Origin of the sequence: Acinetobacter sp. GG2 (assembly GCF_000292385.1) — a bacterium.
Taxonomy (GTDB): Bacteria; Pseudomonadota; Gammaproteobacteria; order Pseudomonadales; family Moraxellaceae; genus Acinetobacter; species Acinetobacter seifertii.
In genome coordinates, this window is sequence record NZ_ALOW01000038.1 from 63,980 (window position 1) to 87,384 (window position 23,405).

Genomic DNA, 23,405 nt, shown 5'->3' on the forward strand with positions numbered 1-23,405 from the left:
GGCTCATCCTATTTTTTTATTGCTGTTATTTGAATATAACGGACATACCCACTTTCGCAGAGTTGTTGGCATAACTTTGCAGTCATTTGAATTTTAAAATTCGCCAACCCTCGGCTATGAGATTGTCCTTGTTGTTTTTGAATATACTCTGAAAAACCTAATAATACTTGTTCAGATAAATCTTCAATTTGAATATCTGTAAAACCGTGCTGTTCCAAGCTCGTTCTTAGAATTTGTTCAGTTGGTACAGCATCCCAAGTCACGTCGGCTGCTTTAAGTAAATAACGATACTTTTGTTCTTGCAGCATTGTCATGTTTTGACATGATTCAGCTCGCATTAAGTAGTGAAAACCTAAGCGACCTTTTGAATTTAAAACGGGAGTGACCGAATCTAGAAATGAATTTAAAGAACTGTGGTAAGCCGCATCAATGCACATCACCACATCGAAAGCTTGTTTGAATTTAAATTGTTTTAAATTTAAAAATGAACCGCAAAAAATCTGACTTATTTCAGGAATAAGTTTTTGAATTTTATTCACACATGGAGCTTGTAGCTCAACGGCACTCATACTTTTGGGCTGATAGTGTTGTAACCAGTGCAATAAACTTGCACCCTGTCCGCAGCCTAAATCGAGTAAATAATCTTTTGAATTTAAATTGACAGCTTGTGCCAAATGGTCGGCCAATTGGCGACAAGCTTCAGGATAGTTTTGGGTATTTTTCCAAAAACCCAAATTTGTCCAAGCAAGCTCTCCATCATCTCCCAAGCTTGATGCATCAATGGCATATTTATGGGGAATGAGTCGAGAAAGAGCTGCTCGAACTTTTGTTTTCACAATTTTAGTAGCCGAGTTCTGGAGCAACTTCAACCTGAGGTTTTAAACCTACAAATGGTAAAGGTGCACCTAAAATTTCAGCAATATGCATTGCTGAAGTCACGGCTGACTCTAAAATTGGCAAGCCATCACATGACCATGAACCGCAGTAAAATACTTTACGATTTGGTTCTAAATGACGTTGCTGTAACTCTTTGTTTAGAGCAATGGTTTGCGAGTCTACAACTGCACGCGTTAAGGTCACTTTTGAAATGATTTTTTTAGGGTCAATATCAGTCACTGGACGCCAAGTTTGGAATACAGGATTTTTACCTACAAGTGATGGCTCAACCGCATTCATCCAAACCGTAAACTGCTGACGAGTAAACTTACGATCCATCATATAACTGAGCACTGACCAGTCTTTACGGCGTGGTGGCATGACTGTCGCATCGGTATGAATAACCAGGTCACCTTGTTCAAAACGGAACTGTTTAAGCAGATTCATATCTTCTGCAAACTGTTCAGGGTTTAAGAACTCTTCAATCTTAGATGTTGGTGTCGCCACAATAACGCGGTCATATGTGCCCTTATCGCCTTGCGCATTTTCAACCAGTACTTTTTCGCCTTGTTGCTCAACTTTCTTAATTGCCGAACCGCTATGGATATCTATGCCTTTAATTAAGCTGTCTACAAATGCAGGTGTACCGCCTTTCATACGCAATAGCATGTCGCCATCAGTTAAGTGACGCAAAAACTCAAGAAGGTTTTTTGCAGGCCAGTCACCAATTGTTTTTGGGTTACATGTACAAATGGTATAGAGCACTGGCATCACTACACCGTGCCAGAATACTTCTTCTATGTCGTTCTGATTAATAAATTCAGCGAGAGTAATATCTTGATTTTTAGATTTGAAAAACTGGTGGATCGCAGTTTTTAATTGCAACATCCCTTTCACAAGACGCCAGCCATACTGCTGGATGCCTTTACGGTTATTGATAATCGGGAAATTACCAATACGGCTACGAGATGTGGTTAACCATGTTTCAGTACGATCTTCAAATAACCAGCTACAAGACATATAGGTACGAACTGGGAAAGTTTTAATACCTAAGTGTGCAGCAAGGCTGAGTGTATTTTTCCATAGATGCGGGTTCATAACACGCAATGGCGCATCAATAATCCCACCATCGAACTCAATGCTATGGCTATCCATTCCCCGGCCAGGAAGTGCTTCAAATATCGTGATTGTATGTCCTGCATCTTTCAGAATTCTTGCTGCTGCAAGTCCTGCCATTCCACTACCAATAATTGCGATATCCAAAATGATGTCCCATTTTTCGAGAATTTTTTTGATTATCACTCATACCTAAAAAAAACACCGTATTAAAAACTACCAGATTTTTATTTTTTACATGAATTTATACAGAAAAATTTTCTCTGATGAATGCAAATTTATTTATAAAACTTTACAAAAGAAAATAAGTCGATAAAACTTTATATTTTTTAAAAATTTAAAAAAAATTCTTTTAAATAAAATGAGATAATTTAACTAAATTTATATCAAATATTTTACAAAACACTCATTTTACGATATCATGCCATCACAACAATGAGAACTAAGTCACATAAAACAATGCCCAAACAATAATGATATCTATCATAAAAATAGAAACTTTACAGCGAAAAAGCCCGCTATTCACACTTGATAGCGGGCTTTTTATTACTTTGCTTAAATAGCTAATTAAGCTCAAATAAACAATTTATGCTTCTTGCATGAGAGAACCAAATTTTCCACGATTAAAATCATTAATCGCTTCCATAATCTCGGCTTTGGTATTCATGACAAATGGGCCATAACCTTCGATTGGTTCATTCAGTGGTTGGCCAGTCAACACTAGGAATTTAGTGTCTTCTTCGGCATTTAAACTAAACTCAACACCTTCACGAGATAAAATCGCAACGGTTTTACCTTCAAGACGGTTGGTATCATTAATGACCACAGCACCATCTAAAACAACAACAAGTGTAGTATGTCCTTCAGGCACATAAAGGGTGTGTTTTTGGCCTTTGACTAACTTACCATCCCATACGTTTAATGGGCTAAAGGTCGTTGCGGCACCTTTTGCATCTGCATATTCACCTGCAATCACACGTAAATGACTACCGTGATCATCTAGCGCGATGTCTGGAATTTCTTTCGCTTCAATTGCTTGGTATTTTCCAGGGGTCATTTTTGAATGAGCAGGTAAATTTACCCACAATTGCACCATTTCAAACAGACCGCCATGCTTTGCAAATTCAGGAGAATGGAACTCTTCATGTAACACGCCTGCACCTGCAGTCATCCATTGTACGTCACCCGTTTTAATGGTTCCGCCGCCGCCGCTTGAGTCTTTGTGTGTTACTTCACCTTGGTAGGCAATCGTCACGGTTTCAAAGCCACGGTGAGGATGCGACCCGACACCTTGTTGTTCGGTGGTTGGTGAGAAATTATAAGGCGCTGCATAATCCAGTAACAAAAATGGGCTTAGGGTTTGGCCTAAACGGTCATAAGAGAACAGGTTATATACAGGGAAACCATCACCAACCCAATGCATGTGGTTATTTTGATATGCACCAAGAAATTTCTTCATCTGATCTCTCCTATATATGTAGGATTTTCTTGAACTGGGATTGATTTTACGCCTCAATAATTGCAGTTTATAGATCAGGTTTAGCAACACATTATTTCATATATGAGACAATCTTAAAGTTTGAGGTACGCTTCAAAAGATCGTCCTATTTTTAAAATTCTTAATCCTATTTTTTAGACTTAATCACGACAACAAACTCAACTACCATAATTTTAGGCACTAACGACCTACTTAATAATTTTTAATTATTCATTTTGATAACATGAGGATATAAAAATGGCTCAAGATTACGTCCGTTTAGACAAGGATAATGCTGCGGTTCTTTTAGTTGACCACCAAGCTGGTTTACTTTCTTTAGTTCGAGATATCGAACCAGATAAATTTAAAAATAACGTATTAGCGCTTGCAGATGCAGCAAAATATTTTAACTTACCGACTATTTTAACGACCAGTTTTGAAAATGGTCCAAACGGTCCTTTAGTTCCAGAATTAAAAGAACTTTTCCCAGATGCACCATTTATTCCACGCCCTGGTCAAATCAACGCTTGGGACAATGAAGACTTCGTAAAAGCAGTTAAAGCGACAGGCAAAAAACAACTAATTATTGCAGGTGTGGTCACTGAAGTTTGTGTGGCATTCCCAGCTTTATCTGCACTCGCTGAAGGCTTTGAAGTGTTTGTGATTACCGATGCTTCTGGTACTTTCAATGAATTAACACGTGATGCTGCTTGGGACCGTATGTCAAAAGCAGGTGCTCAGCTGATGACTTGGTTCGGCATGGCATGTGAGTTACACCGTGACTGGCGTAATGACGTAGAAGGCTTAGGTGCACTATTCTCAAATCATATTCCTGATTACCGCAACCTGATGACTAGCTATAGCTTTAATACATCGCAAAAATAAGCTGAATTGCCAAGATTAGAGTGCTTAAGCGCTCTAATCTTAAATTTAAATGGATTGATCGGACATTGATAAGCTCTTTTGATGATTTTTATTATTTCTATTTAGTCGTAAAACACGGCGGCTTTAGTGCGGCCAGTGAAGCTGAAAATATTAGTAAGTCCAAACTCAGCCGACGCATTATTGACCTTGAAAATAAATTTAACGTTAGCCTCATTCAAAGAACAACTCGCCATTTTAAAGTGACCGATTTAGGCCAAGAGTTCTACGAAGAATGCTGCAAAGTTATTGCCCAAGTTGAATGCGCAGAAAACGTTTTGTTAAAGCAAAAAAGTGAGCCTCAAGGAGTAGTAAAAGTCAGCTGCCCACCATTAATGATGCATTTTCAAATTAGAAAAATTTTAAATCAGTTTTTAAAAACCTATCCAAAAGTTGAGATTGCTCTTGAGCTGACCAGCCGTCGAGTAGATATTTTGCACGATGACATCGACCTCGCGATTCGAACTAATTTCGAACCCAATGAAGATTCAAATTTAATTGTTCGGGATGTAATTAAAACCGACCACTGTCTAGTGGCTTCGCCTGAATTATTACAAGGCCGTACCATTGAGCATTATTCTGAATTACAAGACTTTCCAAGTATTAGCTTAGGCACGCAAAAGCAAAATTATATTTGGCATTTATGCAATATTCGAAATGGTGAATCAGTTGATGTGCCTTATCAACCACGAATCAAAAGTAATGACTTGGCAGGTGTTTACTATGCCGTGATGGATGGTTTAGGCATTGCCGATCTTCCCTTTTTAACTGTCGAATCTGAAATTCGTAAAGGCACACTTGTGCATATTCTTCCTGACTGGAAGTCGAATATTGGCATGCTACAACTGGTTTATGTGTCTAGAAAAGGCCAACGTCTGGTGGTCGAAAAACTCATTGAAACATTGATTGAAGAACTCAGGCGTTTACCCGAAAGCCATGAAGGGTATTTGCCGACTTAAATAAAAAAACCGGTCATGAATGGGCATGACCGGTTTTTTGTGAAACATCACATACAGCATAACTGCATGTTTTCGTTCAGAACAAAACGAACCCGCTTTGTTCCTTACTCAGATAAGTCTACGCAGAGGTATTTCATTTCGACATATTCTTCGATGCCGAATTTTGAACCTTCACGACCTAGACCTGATTGTTTTACGCCACCAAACGGAGCAACTTCATTTGAAATTGCACCCGTGTTAATGCCGACCATTCCATACTCAAGTGCTTCACCCACTCGCCATTGACGAGCTGTGCTTTGAGTAAATAAATAAGCAGCTAAACCAAACTCGGTATCGTTCGCCATTGCCACTGCTTCATCTTCAGTTTTAAAGCGGAATAGCGGTGCAAGCGGACCAAAGGTTTCTTCTTTAGACACTTTCATGTCTTGCGTTACACCAGTTAAAACTGTTGGTTCAAAGAATGTGCCACCAAGTGCCGAACGCTGACCACCAATACGAACTGTCGCGCCTTTCTTAGTTGCATCTGCAATATGAGACTGAACTTTTGCAATCGCATCTTCATCAATTAAAGGCCCTTGAGTTGAACCTTCTTGACGACCATCACCAACTTTCAGCTTAGACACAGCTTCAACCAAACGGTCTGCCAGCGCATCGTAAATACCGTCTTGAACATAAATACGGTTAGCGCAAACACAGGTCTGACCGCTGTTACGATATTTGCTTGCCATGATGCCCTGAACAGCTTGTTCAAGATTGGCATCGTCAAATACCACAACTGGTGCATTACCACCGAGTTCAAGTGAAAGCTTTTTAATAGTTGGCGCACATTGTTGCATCAAGATACGGCCAACTTGGGTTGAACCTGTGAAGCTTAACTTACGAACAATATCGCTTTCGCATAGTGTTTTGCCTACTTCAACCGCATCACCACTAATGTTAATTAAAACATCAGCTGGTAAGCCTGCCTGTAACGCCAATACTTCAAGTGCATAAGCAGTTAACGGCGTTTGCTCTGCCGGTTTAACCAACATTGAACAACCCGCAGCAATCGCTGGACCTGCTTTACGCGTAATCATGGCAGCTGGGAAGTTCCACGGCGTAATGGCAGCAGTAACACCAATTGCTTGTTTAATCACGAGCAGACGTTGATTTGGCAACGTAGGTGTTAATACTTCACCATCAATACGTCGCGCTTGCTCAGCAAACCAGCGTATGAACGATGCTGCATAACCAATTTCACTACGTGCTTCTGCCAATGGCTTACCTTGCTCAGCTGTTAAGATTTGAGCCAGATTTTCTTTGTGCTCAAGCATGAGGTTGTACCATGCCAATAGCACATCAGCACGCGCCAAGGCAGTTTGCTTTTTCCAAGCAGCCTGCGCTTTTGCTGAACGATTAATTGCGGCTTCAACCCCTGCGCGGTCATAGGTTTTCACCCATGCCAAAGTTTCACCCGTAGCAGCATCATTCACCTCGATATAGTCATTTGATGCAGGTGCTTCTAATGCAATATCAGGATGTTTTAATAAATACTGCAAATTATTTTGAATCATGCAGATTGCTCCATTGCTTTTGCACTACCTGCTTTGAGTGTCGCAAAACCTTGTTTCAAAATATCAAGACCTTGACGGAATTGCTCAGCAGGAATGGTTAATGGATATAAGAAACGAATTACATTACCGTATTTACCACAAGTAAGAAGTAACAACCCGTTTTCCATTGCATAGTTTTGTACAACTTTTGCTTGTTCAGCCGTTTCAAGTTCTACTGCAACCATTGAACCTAAAGCACGAATATCAGTTACGACATCGCCTGTTGCTTGTTGAATATCTTTAAGGGTAGTTACTAACTCTGCACCTAATTCATTTGCACGGTCGCATAAGTTTTCTTCTTCAATCGCATCAATTACCGCGTGCGCAGCTGCAACCGCAATCGGGCTACCTGCGTAAGTACCGCCTAGACCACCTGGGTTTGGTGCATCCATCACTTCTGCACGGCCTACAACACCCGAAATAGGGAAACCACCACCTAAGCTTTTCGCCATCGTGATAAGGTCTGCTTTAGTCTCGTAATAGTTCATTGCAAACAATTTACCAGTACGCGCAAAACCAGATTGCACTTCGTCAGCCACAAGTAAAATGCCGTGCTTATCGCAAATTGCGCGTAAACGTTTTAAGAACTCAGCTGGTACCACATTGAAACCGCCTTCACCTTGCACTGGCTCAAGTACGATTGCCGCAACATCATGTGGTGCAATATCTTCACTGAAAATATCTTCAACGCTTTCGATCGCTGCATCTACTGAAATCCCTTTAGCAGGTACAGGGTAACGTGCGTGGAACACACCCGCTGGCATTACACCAAAGTCACGTTTGTAAGGCGCAGTTTTACCTGTCATTGCCATAGTCATAAATGAACGACCGTGGAAACCGTTACCAAAAGTAATAATGCCGTGACGACCGGTATAAGAACGAGCAATCTTCACCGCATTTTCAACTGCTTCTGCACCTGTTGTGAAAAACGCTGACTTCGCAGGACCAGCAATTGGCGCACGCTCATTAATACGTTCAGCCAAAGCCACATAGCTTTCATAAGGTGTTACTTGATAGGCAGTGTGCGTAAATTTAGTAAGTTGTTCAGTTACTGCTGCAATCACTTTAGGGTGGCGATGGCCTGTGTTTAAAACTGCGATACCACCTGCAAAGTCGATAAATTGGTTGCCTTCCTTGTCCCAAAGCGTGGCATTTTCAGCTTTTTCCGCATACCACTGACACATCACGCCTACACCACGTGGAGTTGCTTGCTGTTTACGTGCGTTAAGTGCAGAATGTTGATTATCCATTTGATTCCCTCATATTTTCATCATCAGTTGCAGCTTTGGTTTCTTGCATCCTGTGCTTAATTTTCAGGGTGCTTTACAACGACTGCCTATGCATGTAATTTCGCTCGTCTGACGCCAACTGACGAGAGCCACTTTTTAACTGTAGGAGAGAGCCAATTGCGTAGTTTACTTGGAGATCATTTGCTACAACGACTCCAACAGGACACTGAAGGGAAACTACATCAACGCCTTTTCCGTTGCCTGCGTGGTGCCATTATTGATGGAGTCATCCAGCCCAAGACTCGTCTACCTGCGTCACGCGACTTAGCCAGTGAAATTCATGTTTCTAGAAATACAGTGCTTACCGCCTATGAACAGCTACAAGCTGAAGGCTACTTAGAAGCCCGTACAGGTCATGGCACATGGGTTGCCGAAAAATTACCAGAGAGTTTTTTAAATACTCAAAATAAGAAAAAAGCGGTTTCAAGCCCGAAAGTTCAAAGCTCTTATGCCCTTTCGCAGCGTGGTTCTAACTTATTAGGCTATGCAGCAGCGTCGCCACACCAATGGGGAGCTTTTGTGCCGGGAGCACCCGATGTAACAGAGTTTCCACATCATATTTTTAGTCGTATTCAAGCACGCCTAAGCCGCGAACCAGACATTAACCGCCTGATCTATAGCAACGCTGGTGGCTGTATCGAGCTTCGAAGTGCGTTGGCAGATTACTTACGTGTTGCACGTTCGGTTCAGTGCGATGCAGACCAGATTATTATTACCGAAGGCATTCACCAAGCGATTGATTTGGTCTCGCGTGCACTGAGTGATATTGGTGATCGAATCTGGCTTGAAGATCCCGCTTATTGGGGAATGCGTAATACCTTACGAATTAATGGCCTCGATATTCAACCGATGCCTGTCGATGCTGAAGGTATTATTCCTGAAGAAAATCCGACAAAGCCGCCTAAGCTCATTTTTGTCACACCATCACATCAATATCCGCTGGGTTCACATTTAAGCCTAGATCGACGACGCAAACTGATTGAAATTGCACGCCAGCATAATAGCTGGATTGTAGAAGATGACTACGACAGTGAGTTTCGTTTCTCAGGTCAACCGTATCCGTCTTTGCAAGGCTTAGAAAATGATGCACCTGTGCTGTACATGGGCACATTTAGTAAAACCATTTACCCCTCTTTAAGAATTGGTTATTTGGTCGTACCTAAACCACTTTTTTCACCACTACGTATTGTGGCAGCCGAGCTTTACCGTGGGGGCCATTTGCTTGAGCAAAAAGCCTTAGCTGAATTTATTCGTGAAGGCCATTACGAAGCGCATATTCGCCGTATGCGCCTACTCTATGGCAAGCGCCGCGACTACTTGGTGAGCTTAATTCAACGCTACCTTGGCCCCGAATTTATTCATGAATATGATGAAGCCGCAGGGTTACATCTAGTTTTAAAACTTCCAAACGCTTGCGATGATGTTGCGATTGCGGCGACTGCGCTTGAACGTGGTGTCAAAGTTCGACCACTGTCTCAGTACTACATGCAGTCGCATGCACATGCCGAACGTGGATTGCTCATGGGCTTCGCTTGTGTAAATGAAAAAGATATGGTGATGGCTTTTGGTGTCTTGCTTCAATGCTTACGTGAAGCAGGCGTACCTACGCTGAATTAAAGATTCATCCGTATTAAGACAAATAAAAAAGAGCCTCGCAGTGAGGCTCTTTTTTATTTAAAAAATTAAACTAACTTTTCTTCATGGCTATGAGTTAAATGAGTCGCTCTACGCTCTTTACCCCAACCTAGTTTTTCAGACAGCAAACCGAAGAACACAATAATGCCGAACAATGCTGTAGTGTAAATCACCTCTTTAAAATAGGTGCCTTCAATCAGCATGGTAAGAATTGCACCAATAATTGCAAAGATCACCACGTAAGTTAAGTAAGGGAACATCCACATTTTAAAGTCAATTTTCACGCCTTCAGCTTCTAACTTTTTACGCATACGAAGCTGAGAATAAGCAATCGTCAGGTATACATACAATGTTGCTGCACCTGTTGTTAGCATGAAAAAGTCATACACATCCATACTCTTGGTTGCAGTTAAAATCACGGCAATTACAGAAAAGAAGCATGACACAATCACGCCCACCCACGGACTACTTTTACTGTTTACAGAGCCAAAGCTTTTCGGTGCATCACCACGTTTAGATAATGAGAACAACATACGTGAACACGTATAAAGCGCTGAGTTAAAGCAACTACATACCGAGGTTAGAACCACAAAGTTTACGATATGACGCGCGCCCGGAATACCAAGCGCAGACAACGTAACGCTATAGGTTCCCCAAGTAGAATCTTTCAAAAGTTCATTGTTGTGAGGAATTAAACATACCGCCACAAACATTGAACCGACGTAGAATAAAATAATTCGCCAAACCACTGAGTTCGAAGCCTTACGAATTTCTTTAGATGGGTTTGCAGACTCTGCCGCTGCTACAGTCACAATTTCAGCGCCAATATAGGCAAACATGACCCCAAGTAAGGCGGTAATAACGGATGAACCACCATTAGGCATAAAACCTTGAGAGGTTAGATTACTGATACCAGATGCAGCTGGATTACCCCAAGGCCACAAATGCATGATGGCTAAGCTACCAATCACCAAGAAGATCACAATCGCAATCACTTTGATGAGAGCGAACCAGAACTCGAATTCACCATAGTTCTTTACGTTCTGCAAATTGACAGCAACCAATGCAGCAATGACGACAGTCATATAGACCCAGATCGGTATAAACGGGAACCAGTTATTTAAAATTTTACCTGCCACATAAGCTTCCCACCCCATGAGCATTGCCAGCGTACACCAGTACAACCACCCAATTGAGAAACCTGCCCAACGACCAATTGCGCGGTCCGCATAAGTTGAAAAAGAGCCACTGTCGGGGTTTAAAACGGCCATCTCGCCTAGCATACGCATGATGAACCAAACGAGTAGTCCACCTAAAGCATAGGTTAAGAAAACCACAGGACCTGTGTTGTAGATGATACTACCTGAGCCAACAAAGAGAGAGCCACCAATAACCCCTGCTATCGAGATCATGGTTAGATGGCGTGATTTAAGTCCATGTTTTAAACTTTGGGAGTGATTGGCTTCAGAACCATTTTGATGAGCTGCCATATCATTTTCCTTAATATATGGAGGATATCGGCTAGACTCGGAAATCCTCCGAAGCCAAAAAATATCCCCTAAAAATTTAGCCGTTTTGCTCAATTCCTAAAACAGAAAATTCACTGAGCTGATCCGGCGCTTCCGTATGCATACTTCCAATGGCTTTAATTTGTCGTTTCGGCACTCAAGAAACGAGAGCCATTTTTGTAATAAAAGAGAGAGCCAATTGCAAAATTTATATGCAAAATTGGTCTAGATTCGTTTCATGAATTTAATATTTCTATAAATAATTTACATAAAAATACAATCAGATTTCTAAATATGAAATATCGATGTGTTTGGTTAGGAGTTATAAAAGTACCTTAAATTTATAAAAAATAACTTATGGGTAATCGAATAAAAATTAAGCATAAAAATTTTAAAATTGTAATTAATAAAATAATAGTATATTATTTTACTATTAAAGTTTTATTTAAATATGACTAGCGATATCAACTCATTTCGAGCTAAATCTGTCATTCATAACAACTGATTATTCTTTAATAAAACTATTATTAACTTATATAAAAGGCAAAATTAATGAACAATAAACTTAAAACGTTAACATTTAGCTATAGTATTAAGATTCCAAAAGAGTCCTTTCCACTTATCTGGAAGCACTGGAATGATATTGCCAACTGGAGCAACTGGGATAAAGGTTTACTAGAAATCCAATCCGATGGAAATAAAATAAAGCTTGGGAAAAATATTAATATTCTTCCCTACGGAGCTCCGGATTTAGTTCCTGTTTGCGTAACATCATTTATTGATGAACAGCATTTTACAACAACTAGTCATACTCCTATAGGCTCCATGTCTATTGGACATTCACTTATCGAAAAAAGTGCAGCATGTTCTGATGACAGAATTGAACATACTATTTGTGTTCAAGCTCATAACTATGATTTTTTTAAAGATAATATTTGGGAAAATTTAAAGCAGAATATTGTTCAAAGTGTTAATAATCTTGTTGAAATAATGCAAAAAGAGTTGAAGCAATGAAATCATGGATCGCTGTGATTTCCTATGAACATGCTTTAATTGCTTCAAAGCTAAATATTCTTCAAGTCTGTCATGGAAAAAAAGGTCCCCTCATCGCGACTCATGCTGGTGATGAGGTATTTATATATTGTCCAAGAACTGAAATGCGTGCTGGTAAGGAATTAAAACTAATCGCATTTAGATGTTCTTTTTTAAACAATGAAATCTATCAGTTTGAGCAAACTCCAGATTTTAAACCTTTCAGAAAAGATGTAATCTTTGATCCAGATTTTGTATCTAAACCCATCAAAGATATTAAAGGATTAGAGCTTACAAGTAATCCGAACTGGGGAATACTTGCACGAAGAGGTTTTTTTGAAATAAGTCAGCATGATGCGAACTTAATTAAGGATAATAAAACCTAGGAGAAAATTTTAAATTATAGATCTACTCTCAAAATATTATTTAATTATCAAAATTTGAAGTCTTCATTAAATAATTTTTACTCTAGCCTCCGCTTCCTCAGGAAGCGGTCCAGCAATATAACTAAACCCTATTCATTTCAAATTTATTTTCTTATTATAATTTTGATCTATGACACATTGTAAGATAAATAACTGATATAACTTGAAGTTAGCTTATCTGCCATTAGCAGAACGCATATTTTAAATAAGTTATACTTGTGCTTCCTATAAATTTTTAAAAATTATAACTTTACTTAACGGGTCTTATTGAAATGGTAAAACCAGATATATTTACACATACCTCTCCAATGGAAAGTATAGGATTCAGATTTTGGCAAACATTTATTAAGTGGCAAAGACAGATTGATATAGTTTTAGCTCCATTAGATTTGACTCAGCAGAACTTCAGCATACTCGCGATTATTGGTTGGCAATTACAACAAAATGTATCGATTTCCACCCCCTATATCCGGCAGAAAGTAATCGTTGAAATGTCTGGCATGCCCAAAATGCAGGTTTCTCTTATTTTACAGCGCCTAAAAAAAAATAAATTAATTACCATTTCACCTTATGCTTTAGATTTACGCGAACAACAAGTTGAGTTGACAGATGAAGGATTAAATTTGCTTCGTAAAGCAATTACTCTGGTTGAAGAAGTCGACAATAAAACATTATCCCAAGAAAACTTACTAAGGCTGATTAGAACAAATGAATAATAAACGTTTAAATTCATTAAAAGAAAAAAACTTCACTTAAATGAATTTAAAGCTTCTAGTTTTGTTCAGAAATTAATAACGCCTTTGTTCCTGTTTCTAAGGCTCTAAATATATGCTTTTGATCGGCTGGATAACAAATATAGTCTCCGACGCCAAGCTCAACTGCCTCATCAATTAAACCCACTAAAGCTTTGCCTTCGACCACAATAATATGTTCTACAGAACCAACTGGATGCGGCTCTGACAGTCGGTCTTCACCCGGCTCCACAATCAATAAATATACATCACGGCGCGCATGCGGTGGACAAGTCGCCAACAAAATTGCTTTGTAATTGGCAATCTCGGAACTCACCGTTGGCCCATCACCACAGCGAATGACTTGCACTTGATTGCTTGGTTCTTCCATCAGGCGTGCGAATGGAATATTCAGTGCAACACAAAGTGCCCATAAGGTTTCAATGCTTGGGTTACCTTGCCCGGCCTCTAACTGCGAAAGTGTAGATTTGGCAACACCTGCACGGCGAGCAACTTCTGCCAATGAGAGCCCTGCTCTTTGGCGTTCACGCGTTAAACCTTTGGCAATAATTTCAATTGGCTGAGACATTCACCGCACCCGTTCTATAAAAAAAACGATCGTTCGTTTTGACAAAACAATCAGACTTATTCATTATAATGGAAAATCGTTCGTTATATCATACTATGTCCACATACGCTCTCATTAAGAAACTTAGTAAAGACACCACCCGCTCGATTTTCTTTGTATGTCTAGCAACCAGTGTTGTTGGTATGTCTTTAGGTTCACTCGCTGCAAGCTATGGCTTAGCACTGTGGATTCCGCTTTGCCTATCTATTTTTGTGCTTGCAGGAACTGCTGAATTTATTTTTATTGGCTTCTTGGCAGTTGGTGGTAGCCCAATTACAGCTGCAATTGCAGGACTACTCGTCAATTTAAGGCACTTACCTTTTGGTATTGCGGTCAATGAACTAATCCGAGGTAAATTCTCTCGATATTTCGGGTCTCACATCATGAACGATGAGAGCGTTTTGTTTGGTATGGCACAGCCTGATTTTGAAACAAAAAAGGCTGCTTACTGGTTATGTGGTATATGCATTATGCTGACTTGGCCCCTCGGTGTCACGGCTGGCTATTTTATTGGAAGTGCTATTCCAGACCCGAAAACATTTGGCTTAGATGCAATTTTCCCTGCCATTTTAATTGCACTGACTTTTAATGCTTTAAAGAATAAATCTACACGAAAAGCTGCATTTGCAGGGTCAACTTTAGCACTGATGACTACACCTTTTTTAGCCTCAGGGCTTCCAATCCTGATTTCGCTTTTTGGCTTAATATGGGGTAGAAAGAAATGAGTCAACAGTTACTTATTATTTTAGGTATAGCTCTACTTGCACTTGGAACGTATGGTATTCGTTTTGCTGGCTTTCACTTAGGCGCCAAGTTTTCGTTTTCTGAAAAATACCAAGTTTTACTCTCAAATGGCGCAACCGTTTTGCTCTGTGCCATTGCAGTGACCACTACATTTTTTGAAGGCCAACATTTCGCAGGTTTCGCGCGTATATTTGGGGTGGTACTAGCACTATTCTTGGTTTGGAAAAAAGTTCCGCTTTTATTGGTGATTTGTTTGGCCGCTGTTGGCACGGCACTTCTACGTTTGCTAGGAATTGAATAATAAAAAAGGCGAGATAAACTCGCCTTTTTTGAAACTTTGATTAGAACGGTAAATCATCGTCTAAATCAGCTGGTGCAGATGCTGGTTGTTGCGGCGCTTTAGGAGCAAAACCACCACCTTGCGGGCTGTTACCACCATTACCGAAACCACCTTGGCCACCATAACCACCACCATTGTTTTGACCGTAGCCGCCACCTTGGTTGTTATTATTTTGATAACCGCCACCTTGTTGAGGTGCGTTAAAACGTGGTTGATTAAAATCATTACCGCCAGCGAAACCTTGTTCACCTTGTTGACGAGCATCTAACATTTGCATCTGGTCGCCACGGATTTCTGTCGTATAACGCTCTTGGCCATTTTGATCTGTCCATTGACGTGTACGTAATGAACCTTCAATGTAAACCTTAGAACCTTTACGTAAAAACTGCTGAGCAATTTCCCCTAAACGGTTATGCAAAACAATACGGTGCCATTCTGTTTGTTCTTTACGCTCACCTGTATTTTTATCAGTCCAAGATTCACTTGTCGCGATCGAAAATTGGGTCAACGAACCCCCATTTGGAAAAGTTTTTGTTTCAGGATCACGACCCAAAGTACCAACCAAAATAACCTTATTTACACCACGCATTAGCTGTCTTCATCCTATAATTTCTATGTTTTACTTTATAAGAGTTATGCTTAAATGGCTACCTCTTTACCAAACAACTGCGTTAAATCACGTCGTGCAGCATCATCAAGAGTCTGTTTATCGACTTTAATATAAGCAACCTGCTGGTCAGGCATCACCACAACTTCTTCAATACCACGAATTGCCAATAGCTGTGTGGTCCACTCATTCACCTGTTGCACTTGCGGTAATGGCAACACAATAGATGACAGATACCGCGGCTGAGCTAAACCAAAACTAATTAGCAGCCATATTATAGCAATCCCTGCTAAGACACTCCATCCAATCGCAGTATTATGTAACATCAATAATTGACCACCTAGCGTGCCACCAAAAAAAGCACCTAAGAACTGGCTACTGGCATTTACACCCATGGCAGTAGCTTTTGACTGGATTGGAGCTGACTTTGATAACCAAGAAGGCAATAAAGCTTCCATTACATTAAAGGCAATAAAGAAAATACCTAAGCCTGCGAGCAAGACATATTTAGACTGATAACCAAATATGAGAAGCAGCAACCCCACAATAATACCTGTAATTGCCGTTAAGAAAATGCCTCGCATTTTGCGATATTTTTCAGCGATGATAATGCTTGGAAATGCAAAAAATAAACTAATCACCAACAGTGGCAAATACACCAAGCCGTGGCTCGCCAGAGGAATATGCGCAAACTCGATCAGCTGTGAAGGCACATAAATAAACATGGCTGTCAGCAATAAATGCAATGCAAAAACCGAAACGTGTAAACGGTTTAAATCACCCATTTGAATGACTTGCTTAAGCTGTGCCATATAGCCTTGCTGATAATTACGATGGTGACGAGTCACTTTAGGTACAAGCAATAGCATCGAAATCGCGATTAGGCCCATAATGGTTGTCACAAAGAATAGACCAGAAATACCGACAAGACTTGTGAGCCAAGGCCCAAGGCTAAACGCGACAACAAAAGATAAACCAATACTCATGCCCATGGCGGCCATGGCTTTAGTACGCTGCTCTTCACGCGTCACATCAGCTAAAAGTGCCATGACCACTGCCGAAACCGCACCAGCACCAGCGATGGTACGGCCAATAATGACGCCATAAATAGTGTCAGATAAACCCGCAATTGCACCACCAATAGCAAAAAGCAATAAGCCAAAGACTACAAGCGGTTTACGGCTAAAACGGTCAGCCAGCAAGCTAAATGGAATTTGTAAAATCGCCTGACTTAGACCATATACACCTACGGCCAAACCAATAAGTGCCGGAGTCGCATATTGATATGACTGCCCGACTACAGAGAAGACAGGAATAATCATGAACAAACCCAACATGCGTAGCGCAAAAATACTACTTAAAGCAAAAGTTGAGCGGCGTTCCAAAGCATTCATCATATCAATACACGTTATCAAACTAGGCAAATTATAAGCCGATTCGTTTCTAAAAATACGGGAGAGATGATTTAAAATAACGATTTCGGCTAAAAAAAATAAAGAGGCATTTAGCCTCTTTATAATATCGAACTTTACTGAAAATTAGCTTAAGGAGACTCTTGCTCGCGCTTGGTATATTGAATTGAAGCAATGACAGCCCACACAATAAACGCTACACCAATTAACCCTGTGACCACTTCAGGTACATGCACACCCGTACCGCTTGCAATCATAATGAATGCTAAAGCACCAATTGCATAATGTGCACCATGTTCCAAGAACACGTAAGCATCTAGCGTACCTTTTTCAACAAGATAAACAGTCATTGAACGAACAAAAATAGCACCAATCGCAAGACCTAGCATAATCACAACAACATCGCTGGTAATTGCAAATGCACCAATCACACCGTCAAAACTAAATGATGCATCTAATACTTCAAGATATAAGAAACCGCCTAAACCAGCTTTAACCACACCAGACGCAGCACCCGAGCCATCTTGTAATACAGCATTACCATTTTCATCAATTTCAGGCTCACCACCTAGCAAGTGACTTAATACTTCAACACCAATATAAACCACAATGCCCCAAATACCGGCCATGGTCACGGCTAAACGTTGATGATCATCTACATAACCTGCCATCACAATTAAAGCGATTAAAGCAAGGAATACTGACATTGCGGGTACGCTAGCCAAACTCGTAAGTTTAGATTCAAGCCATCTAAACCAATGCGTTTCTTTTCCGTCATCAAAGAAGAAGTTTAGGAAAACCAACAACAGGAATGTTCCACCAAAAGCTGAAATTTCAGCGTGGTGCGCCATTAAGCGCTCAGAATAAGTTTTCGGATCATTGAGTGCCAGTTTTGCAACTTCAATTACCCCCATATCTGCGGTTACAGCAACAATCACAACAGGGAAAATCAAACGCATACCAAAAACGGCGATTAAAATACCCACCGTTAAAAAGATCATTTTCCAGAACGGATCCCAATTACGCAAAACCGATGCATTCACGACAGCATTGTCAAAAGATAAAGAAACCTCCATTACAGCTAAAATTGCGGTAATGGTTAAAGCTTTAAGCATGGTAGACACGCCAGCTTCAGGCCCATGGGTAAAACCCCAATACGCGGATAGTGCTAAACACACCACCGTAAAAAATATCGAAAATTGGAAATGCTTCATGGATCAGACCTATACCAAGAACTAAATTTAATCTTTCTTAAAACCGCGGTTATTATATCGATAATTAATCACAAAACGATGTTGTTTTGTGCCGTTATTCTCTTTACTTTATCCCTCTGTTTAATAAAGAAATTTATAATTCTTAATTAACTGGTTAATCGTATTAAATATTTTCTTTCGATATATCTATTATTATTATTTTTGTATTTTAAAATTGATTTAAAATCTGGTTCAGCTGTCTTATTTTAAATGGAATGAATTTATGCTTTTTTCTCAAGAACTCTGGCAACGTAATTTAAATTTATATCAAAAAATTCTCGACCTGCCTTTTAATCAGGAACTTGCTAGCGGTACTTTAGATAAAGAAGCATTTTGTCATTATGTTATTCAAGATGCTCAATATTTAGTGGCGTATGGGCGTGTACTTGCTGTTGCAGCAGCCAAAGCATTTGATGCTGACGATATTATGCAGTTCTCAGATGCCGCAAAAATCGCAATTGTGGTTGAACGTAGCTTGCATGATGACTTCATGAAAAACTTTGGCGTAAGCAAAGAAAAATTTCAAAATACACCATTAACCTTGGCAGGCCATCATTACACTTCATTTTTAACCGCAACGGCTTGGTCAGAAAGCTACCCTGTTGTACTTGCTGCACTTTTACCTTGTTTCTGGATTTACGCTGAAGTTGGTAAAGATATTGTAAGCAAATCAGTTGCTAATAATCCTTACCAAGCATGGGTTGATACCTATGCTGGCGAAGAGTTCCATACGGCTGTTCGTAATGTGATTGCGACTGTAGACAAAGTCGCAGCACGTTGTGATGCAGACACACTAGAAAAAATGCATGCAGCCTATACGATGGGTGCAAAACTTGAGTGGTTATTTTGGGACAGTGCTTACCATCAAAGACAATGGTTAGGTTTAGACCATATTTAAAACTTTAAAAGAATCGATCAGATTGTTCATAGCTGATCGATTCTTAATAAAATGCGAGATAAGTATGTATATCGGCGAATTAGCATCTTTAACTGGAGCCACTCCTAAAGCCATTCGGCATTATGAAAAATTAGGCTTACTACCAGTCGCAAAAAGAAAAGGGAATTATCGTATTTATGAAGAGATTGATGTCAAATCAGTTAAGATGATTCGCCTTGCACAAGCAGTAGGATTTAGCCTTTCTGAGCTTTATGAGTTGTCAGCTTTAAAATATAAAAATAATCGCTTTCCGGTAGAAATTGCGCAGCAGCTTATTCAAAAAAAGAATCAACAAATTATTGAACAAAAAGAAGCATTAAATCGTTTGCAAGTAGATTTAAAACAACTGGAAGATGAGATTATTGAAACTTATATTACCAGTAAAATTTCTGCTTAAAATGATGCATAAAAATCTAAAAATAGCTTTTGAATTTAGTGCTTGACTCTGCCCTTAGGGACAAGGTTTATCGTAAGAGCTTCATGTATTACGGATAAATAAAATGAGCGCTCATCTTTCTACATTTAAAAATTCAACAGCATTAATAACAGGAGCATCTTCAGGAATAGGTAAAGCGTATGCTAAAAAAATTGCATCTTTAGGAATCCACCTGATTTTAACGGCACGCTCCGAACAAAAACTAAATGATTTAGCCGATGAACTGAGAAAAAAATATAGCGTAAATGTTGAAGTGATTGTTTTAGATTTAGCTCAACCCAATTCAGCTCAAACCTTATTTAATGAAGTGCAGGCAAGAAAATTATCGGTAGAAATTTTAATTAACAACGCAGGATTTGGAAAATGGACCAAGTTCCTTGATCAATCGATTTCTACCTATCAAGAAATGATTACACTTAACATCAGCAGTGTAACGTCTTTATGTTATCTGTTTTTGCCACATATGCTTTCGAACAAAAAAGGCATCATGATTAATATTTCATCGACAGGTGCCTTTCAACCTCTCCCTTATATTGCTGTTTATGGCGCAACTAAATCTTATGTTTTGCAGTTTACTGAAGCACTTGCAGGGGAATATGGCACTTCGGGTGTTAAGTTTATCGCTGTTTGCCCAGGCAATACCGAAACCAATTTTACTCAGGTCGCAAATGCCGATACCAGTGGAATGAAAAGCTCTACGGTAGATGACGTTGTCTCTGCCACAGTTCGAGCATTAGATAAAAATAAAGCGACGGTTGTAGTGGGGTGTAGCAATTATTTAACGTCTCAATTGCCACGAATTCTTTCCCGCAAAAAAATGATTAATTTAGTTGAAGGCATGCTCAGAACGCGTGTTCTTGAGCAGTCATAAAAAATACTTCAATTTAAAAGATTAAGGGGTTTCTCTTAATCTTTTAATGCTGAAACAACTGCCACCCATAAATTAAACCTGCCGCAGCGACCATCCAACATAAGGTTGCCAAGCCCAGACACGACCACATCGACACGCGTGTTGCCAGCATGTAAACCGCAACTAAATAAATGGCATAAGGAATAAGTGACCATAGACCAAACAGAGCCGTTTTTTGTAATGCTTCGGCTCCTTTTTGCTGATAGACAATCACATGAGCAATTAAAGCAAAAGTAGGAAAAAGTGGGACTAAACCTGCAATATAAAATGCCTTACTTTTCGATAAAATCGAAATAATGAGGACAACTCCAGCCCCCAACATACATTTTAAAAATAACGCCCACATGTGCCGATCCTACCTGATCATTTCCATAACAAAACGCTGTATTGTGCGCTTTTTAAAGAAAATTAACAGCGACTAAAGCAATCAAAGCTGGAACTGCCTGAATATAAATAATCTTTTTACTGGCAGTTAGACCACCATAGATACCTGCAATGAGTACACAGCCTAAAAAGAAATTGGCAATTGATGTGGCAAACTGCGCATCAGCCAATAAAGACCAAAATAAACCCGCAGCTAAAAAGCCATTATAAAGCCCTTGATTTTGTGCCATGACTTTAGTGAGTTTTGCTTTTTCAGCATTATTTCCAAAGGCTTTCATGCCATAAGGTTTGTCCCACAAAAACATTTCTAAAACTAAAATATAGACATGTAATATGGCTATAAGCGCAATCAATATTTGTCCGATCATACAGTTTTCCTTTTTATTTTAAAGATATGAAAAAAGATCAGTCTCTCGACTGATCTTTTAGTGTGTTACGGTTTTAACAATACTTTGCCTTGTCGAGCACCTTGCGTTGCTCTTTGGGCAGCTGTTTTAATCTCATCAAAACTAAACACACCTTCTACAGGCAAGATTAATTTTTTCTGAGTCGCTAGCGTTAATAACTCAACAATCAGTTCCTTTTTACGTTCTGCTGGCATTTCCTTGTTGACCACACTCGCCCAGAACCCTTTTACTGTCGCTTGTTTGAAAATTAAATCGCCCGATGAAATCTGCATGGTTTCACCAGTCATACTGCCAAACGAAACGAGTAGGCTATTTTCACTGAGTAAATTCAGCATTTCACCACTTGCGCTGCCACCAATCGAGTCCACACCAGCAATCAGCGGTTGATCACCGTGAAGTTGTTTAACCTGCTCTTTCCAGTTAGGTTGATCAGTCGCAACAACATGTTGAATACCTAATGCTTGCATCTCTGCAATTGCGTCGGTACGACGAACCAGATTAATCACTGGTAAACCACGCGCCTGCGCAATCATCGCAACTGTTTTACCGACTGCACCATTTGCCGTGTTTTGAATGAGCCATTGACCTGGTTGAACATTTACAAAGTCTAAAAGCATGAGAGCACTAATTGGCATACCAATCAGCTGCGCTGCTGTTTCGTCATCAATTTCATTATTGAGTGGAATAAGCCCTTGAGCTGGTGCAATAAAGTATTCAGCCCAACTGCCATGCACAGCCGCAACTGCGATACGTTGCCCTACCTGTACATGAGTAATGCCTTCACCCAAAGCATCAACAATACCAACGCCTTCACTACCACCAATCGCGGGTAAAGTTGGCTTGTAGCCATAGCTTCCACGTACTGTCCATACATCATGATTATGGATAGGAGACATGATGGTTTTAATACGAACTTCGCCTGCTTTTGGCTCTGGCTTTGGCATATCCGCCTGCTCTAAAACGTCTACAGGCTCGCCAAAATTACGATGGATAATACTTCGCATGCTTTATTCCTCTATCGGTTTTATGAGTTGTTGGGTAGTTTCTAAGGCTAAATGTAGATGTGCTTTGTCTTGCGACAGTTTTGTGAGTAAAGCAGCACCTAACCATAACTGATACATGACTTGCGCAGTTTTTAAAGGTTCAATATGTTTAGGAATTGATCCTTCTTGTTGTCCTTCTTTGAGTAGCAAAGCCAAACGTTGGGTTAGTTTGTGCACACCGTCATTGAGAATTTGGCGCATGTCTTCTGATAAGTCAGAAACCTCTGCCGCTAACTTCACAATCAGACAGTTTTCAGCCCAACTACCGTTTACGGGATCATCAATCCATGCCTGCCATAGGGCCATTAAACGAGCATGGGCACTTTGCTCACTGCGTTGCCAAAGTTGTTCCATACGAACTTTATAATCAGCCATATATTGCTCGAGCAACGCACAGCCGAATGCCTCTTTCGAAGCAAAATAGTGATAGAACGAACCTTTGGGTACGTCACAAGCCTTTAAAATTTCTTGCAAACCAACACCAACAAAACCTTTATGTAATACCAGCTCAAAACTGGTATCTAAAATGTGTTGTCGCGTGGTTTCGCTTTTGTTTAATCGTTTCATACATACACCATACTCCACTATTAGACCAGTCGTCTAGTAAAATTATGTAGCTTGTAAAAATATGCGAGAGTAGAAATGTAGAGTGAGGAATGTTAAAAATACAATCTGCTTATTTAAACAAATTTTGTCGATTGTCGTTTAACCGTCACAATTTGTCGCTTTAAATCATTTTGTAC

The 23,405-nt window shown here is 39.9% G+C and carries 25 protein-coding genes; 11 read left to right on the plus strand and 14 right to left on the minus strand.

All coding sequences use genetic code 11. The features are described from left to right. Positions 1-8: 8 nt before the first annotated feature. The 3 genes from B554_RS0113575 to B554_RS0113585 all read right to left on the minus strand — a co-directional run bounded on the left by B554_RS0113575 (position 9) and on the right by B554_RS0113585 (position 3,451). Positions 9-836 (minus strand): SAM-dependent methyltransferase, encoded by an 828-nt coding sequence (locus B554_RS0113575; protein WP_019458482.1) that lies wholly within the window; start codon positions 834-836, stop codon positions 9-11. Positions 837-840: 4 nt separating this feature from the next. Next, complete coding sequence (locus tag B554_RS0113580) at positions 841-2,139, minus strand: FAD-dependent oxidoreductase (RefSeq protein ID WP_031944959.1); 1,299 nt, start codon at positions 2,137-2,139, stop codon at positions 841-843. 439 nt (positions 2,140-2,578) lie between these two features. Next, positions 2,579-3,451, minus strand: coding sequence for a pirin family protein (locus B554_RS0113585; protein WP_019458484.1), 873 nt, complete (start codon positions 3,449-3,451; stop codon positions 2,579-2,581). Positions 3,452-3,727: 276 nt separating this feature from the next. Between B554_RS0113585 and ycaC the strand changes: the two genes are divergently transcribed. Beyond that, positions 3,728-4,354 carry an isochorismate family cysteine hydrolase YcaC gene (gene ycaC, locus B554_RS0113590; protein ID WP_004705039.1) on the plus strand — a complete coding sequence of 209 codons (627 nt, stop codon included), beginning with the start codon at positions 3,728-3,730 and terminating at the stop codon, positions 4,352-4,354. Between the two features lie 20 nt (positions 4,355-4,374). Beyond that, positions 4,375-5,349, plus strand: a complete 975-nt coding sequence (locus B554_RS0113595; protein WP_019458485.1) for a LysR substrate-binding domain-containing protein — start codon at positions 4,375-4,377, stop codon at positions 5,347-5,349. 104 nt (positions 5,350-5,453) lie between these two features. On the opposite strand, the gene B554_RS0113600 is transcribed toward B554_RS0113595, so the two are convergent. Then, a complete protein-coding gene (locus B554_RS0113600) occupies positions 5,454-6,902 on the minus strand; it encodes an NAD-dependent succinate-semialdehyde dehydrogenase (RefSeq protein ID WP_019458486.1) in 1,449 nt (482 codons plus the stop codon). Then, entirely contained in the window at positions 6,899-8,191 is a 1,293-nt protein-coding gene (gene gabT, locus B554_RS0113605; RefSeq protein WP_019458487.1) for a 4-aminobutyrate--2-oxoglutarate transaminase, read from the minus strand. The genes B554_RS0113600 and gabT overlap by 4 nt, the downstream gene beginning before the upstream one ends. Before the next feature lie 156 nt (positions 8,192-8,347). Between gabT and B554_RS0113610 the strand changes: the two genes are divergently transcribed. Beyond that, positions 8,348-9,847, plus strand: a complete 1,500-nt coding sequence (locus tag B554_RS0113610) for a PLP-dependent aminotransferase family protein (protein ID WP_019458488.1) — start codon at positions 8,348-8,350, stop codon at positions 9,845-9,847. A gap of 65 nt (positions 9,848-9,912) precedes the next feature. Here B554_RS0113610 and B554_RS0113615 read toward each other — a convergent pair whose 3' ends face one another. Beyond that, positions 9,913-11,355, minus strand: a complete 1,443-nt coding sequence (locus B554_RS0113615) for an amino acid permease (protein WP_019458489.1) — start codon at positions 11,353-11,355, stop codon at positions 9,913-9,915. A 570-nt stretch (positions 11,356-11,925) separates the two neighbouring features. On the opposite strand from B554_RS0113615, the gene B554_RS0113620 reads away from it, so the two are divergent. The 3 genes from B554_RS0113620 to B554_RS0113630 all read left to right on the plus strand — a co-directional run bounded on the left by B554_RS0113620 (position 11,926) and on the right by B554_RS0113630 (position 13,546). After that, positions 11,926-12,387 carry a hypothetical protein gene (locus B554_RS0113620; protein ID WP_019458490.1) on the plus strand — a complete coding sequence of 154 codons (462 nt, stop codon included), beginning with the start codon at positions 11,926-11,928 and terminating at the stop codon, positions 12,385-12,387. Then, the gene (locus tag B554_RS0113625; RefSeq protein WP_019458491.1) at positions 12,384-12,791 is read left to right on the plus strand and encodes a hypothetical protein; all 408 of its coding nucleotides are present in this window, start codon (positions 12,384-12,386) and stop codon (positions 12,789-12,791) included. The genes B554_RS0113620 and B554_RS0113625 overlap by 4 nt, the downstream gene beginning before the upstream one ends. A gap of 311 nt (positions 12,792-13,102) precedes the next feature. Continuing rightward, the gene (locus B554_RS0113630; RefSeq protein ID WP_155757404.1) at positions 13,103-13,546 is read left to right on the plus strand and encodes a MarR family winged helix-turn-helix transcriptional regulator; all 444 of its coding nucleotides are present in this window, start codon (positions 13,103-13,105) and stop codon (positions 13,544-13,546) included. Between the two features lie 55 nt (positions 13,547-13,601). Here the strand turns inward: B554_RS0113630 and B554_RS0113635 are convergent, their stop codons facing one another. Then, positions 13,602-14,150, minus strand: coding sequence for a helix-turn-helix domain-containing protein (locus tag B554_RS0113635; RefSeq protein WP_002117406.1), 549 nt, complete (start codon positions 14,148-14,150; stop codon positions 13,602-13,604). Between the two features lie 68 nt (positions 14,151-14,218). On the opposite strand from B554_RS0113635, the gene B554_RS0113640 reads away from it, so the two are divergent. Continuing rightward, positions 14,219-14,914 (plus strand): AzlC family ABC transporter permease, encoded by a 696-nt coding sequence (locus B554_RS0113640; RefSeq protein ID WP_029767856.1) that lies wholly within the window; start codon positions 14,219-14,221, stop codon positions 14,912-14,914. Continuing rightward, positions 14,911-15,234, plus strand: coding sequence for an AzlD domain-containing protein (locus B554_RS0113645; protein WP_019458494.1), 324 nt, complete (start codon positions 14,911-14,913; stop codon positions 15,232-15,234). Before B554_RS0113640 ends, B554_RS0113645 begins: the two co-directional genes overlap by 4 nt. Positions 15,235-15,274: 40 nt before the next feature. Here the strand turns inward: B554_RS0113645 and ssb are convergent, their stop codons facing one another. The 3 genes from ssb to B554_RS0113660 form a co-directional block, all read right to left on the minus strand. Continuing rightward, positions 15,275-15,862, minus strand: a complete 588-nt coding sequence (ssb, locus tag B554_RS0113650) for a single-stranded DNA-binding protein (RefSeq protein WP_004705007.1) — start codon at positions 15,860-15,862, stop codon at positions 15,275-15,277. A gap of 50 nt (positions 15,863-15,912) precedes the next feature. Next, positions 15,913-17,277 carry an MFS transporter gene (locus B554_RS0113655; protein ID WP_019458495.1) on the minus strand — a complete coding sequence of 455 codons (1,365 nt, stop codon included), beginning with the start codon at positions 17,275-17,277 and terminating at the stop codon, positions 15,913-15,915. A 146-nt stretch (positions 17,278-17,423) separates the two neighbouring features. Continuing rightward, on the minus strand, positions 17,424-18,506 hold the full coding sequence (locus B554_RS0113660; protein ID WP_019458496.1) for a DUF475 domain-containing protein: 1,083 nt from the start codon (positions 18,504-18,506) through the stop codon (positions 17,424-17,426). A 262-nt stretch (positions 18,507-18,768) separates the two neighbouring features. Between B554_RS0113660 and tenA the strand changes: the two genes are divergently transcribed. The 3 genes from tenA to B554_RS0113675 all read left to right on the plus strand — a co-directional run bounded on the left by tenA (position 18,769) and on the right by B554_RS0113675 (position 20,789). After that, positions 18,769-19,443 carry a thiaminase II gene (gene tenA, locus B554_RS0113665; RefSeq protein WP_019458497.1) on the plus strand — a complete coding sequence of 225 codons (675 nt, stop codon included), beginning with the start codon at positions 18,769-18,771 and terminating at the stop codon, positions 19,441-19,443. A gap of 64 nt (positions 19,444-19,507) precedes the next feature. Next, complete coding sequence (locus B554_RS0113670; protein ID WP_019458498.1) at positions 19,508-19,879, plus strand: MerR family transcriptional regulator; 372 nt, start codon at positions 19,508-19,510, stop codon at positions 19,877-19,879. A gap of 103 nt (positions 19,880-19,982) precedes the next feature. Next, the gene (locus B554_RS0113675; RefSeq protein WP_004884868.1) at positions 19,983-20,789 is read left to right on the plus strand and encodes an SDR family NAD(P)-dependent oxidoreductase; all 807 of its coding nucleotides are present in this window, start codon (positions 19,983-19,985) and stop codon (positions 20,787-20,789) included. 43 nt (positions 20,790-20,832) lie between these two features. Here the strand turns inward: B554_RS0113675 and B554_RS0113680 are convergent, their stop codons facing one another. The 4 genes from B554_RS0113680 to B554_RS0113695 form a co-directional block, all read right to left on the minus strand. Continuing rightward, positions 20,833-21,174 carry a GlpM family protein gene (locus tag B554_RS0113680; RefSeq protein WP_019458499.1) on the minus strand — a complete coding sequence of 114 codons (342 nt, stop codon included), beginning with the start codon at positions 21,172-21,174 and terminating at the stop codon, positions 20,833-20,835. 52 nt (positions 21,175-21,226) lie between these two features. Beyond that, positions 21,227-21,580 carry a DUF1304 domain-containing protein gene (locus tag B554_RS0113685; RefSeq protein WP_019458500.1) on the minus strand — a complete coding sequence of 118 codons (354 nt, stop codon included), beginning with the start codon at positions 21,578-21,580 and terminating at the stop codon, positions 21,227-21,229. 65 nt (positions 21,581-21,645) lie between these two features. Then, the gene (locus B554_RS0113690) at positions 21,646-22,623 is read right to left on the minus strand and encodes a zinc-binding dehydrogenase (RefSeq protein WP_019458501.1); all 978 of its coding nucleotides are present in this window, start codon (positions 22,621-22,623) and stop codon (positions 21,646-21,648) included. Between the two features lie 3 nt (positions 22,624-22,626). Beyond that, positions 22,627-23,229: a TetR/AcrR family transcriptional regulator gene (locus B554_RS0113695; RefSeq protein WP_019458502.1), complete on the minus strand. Its 603-nt coding sequence runs from the start codon at positions 23,227-23,229 to the stop codon at positions 22,627-22,629. Between the last annotated feature and the right edge of the window lie 176 nt (positions 23,230-23,405).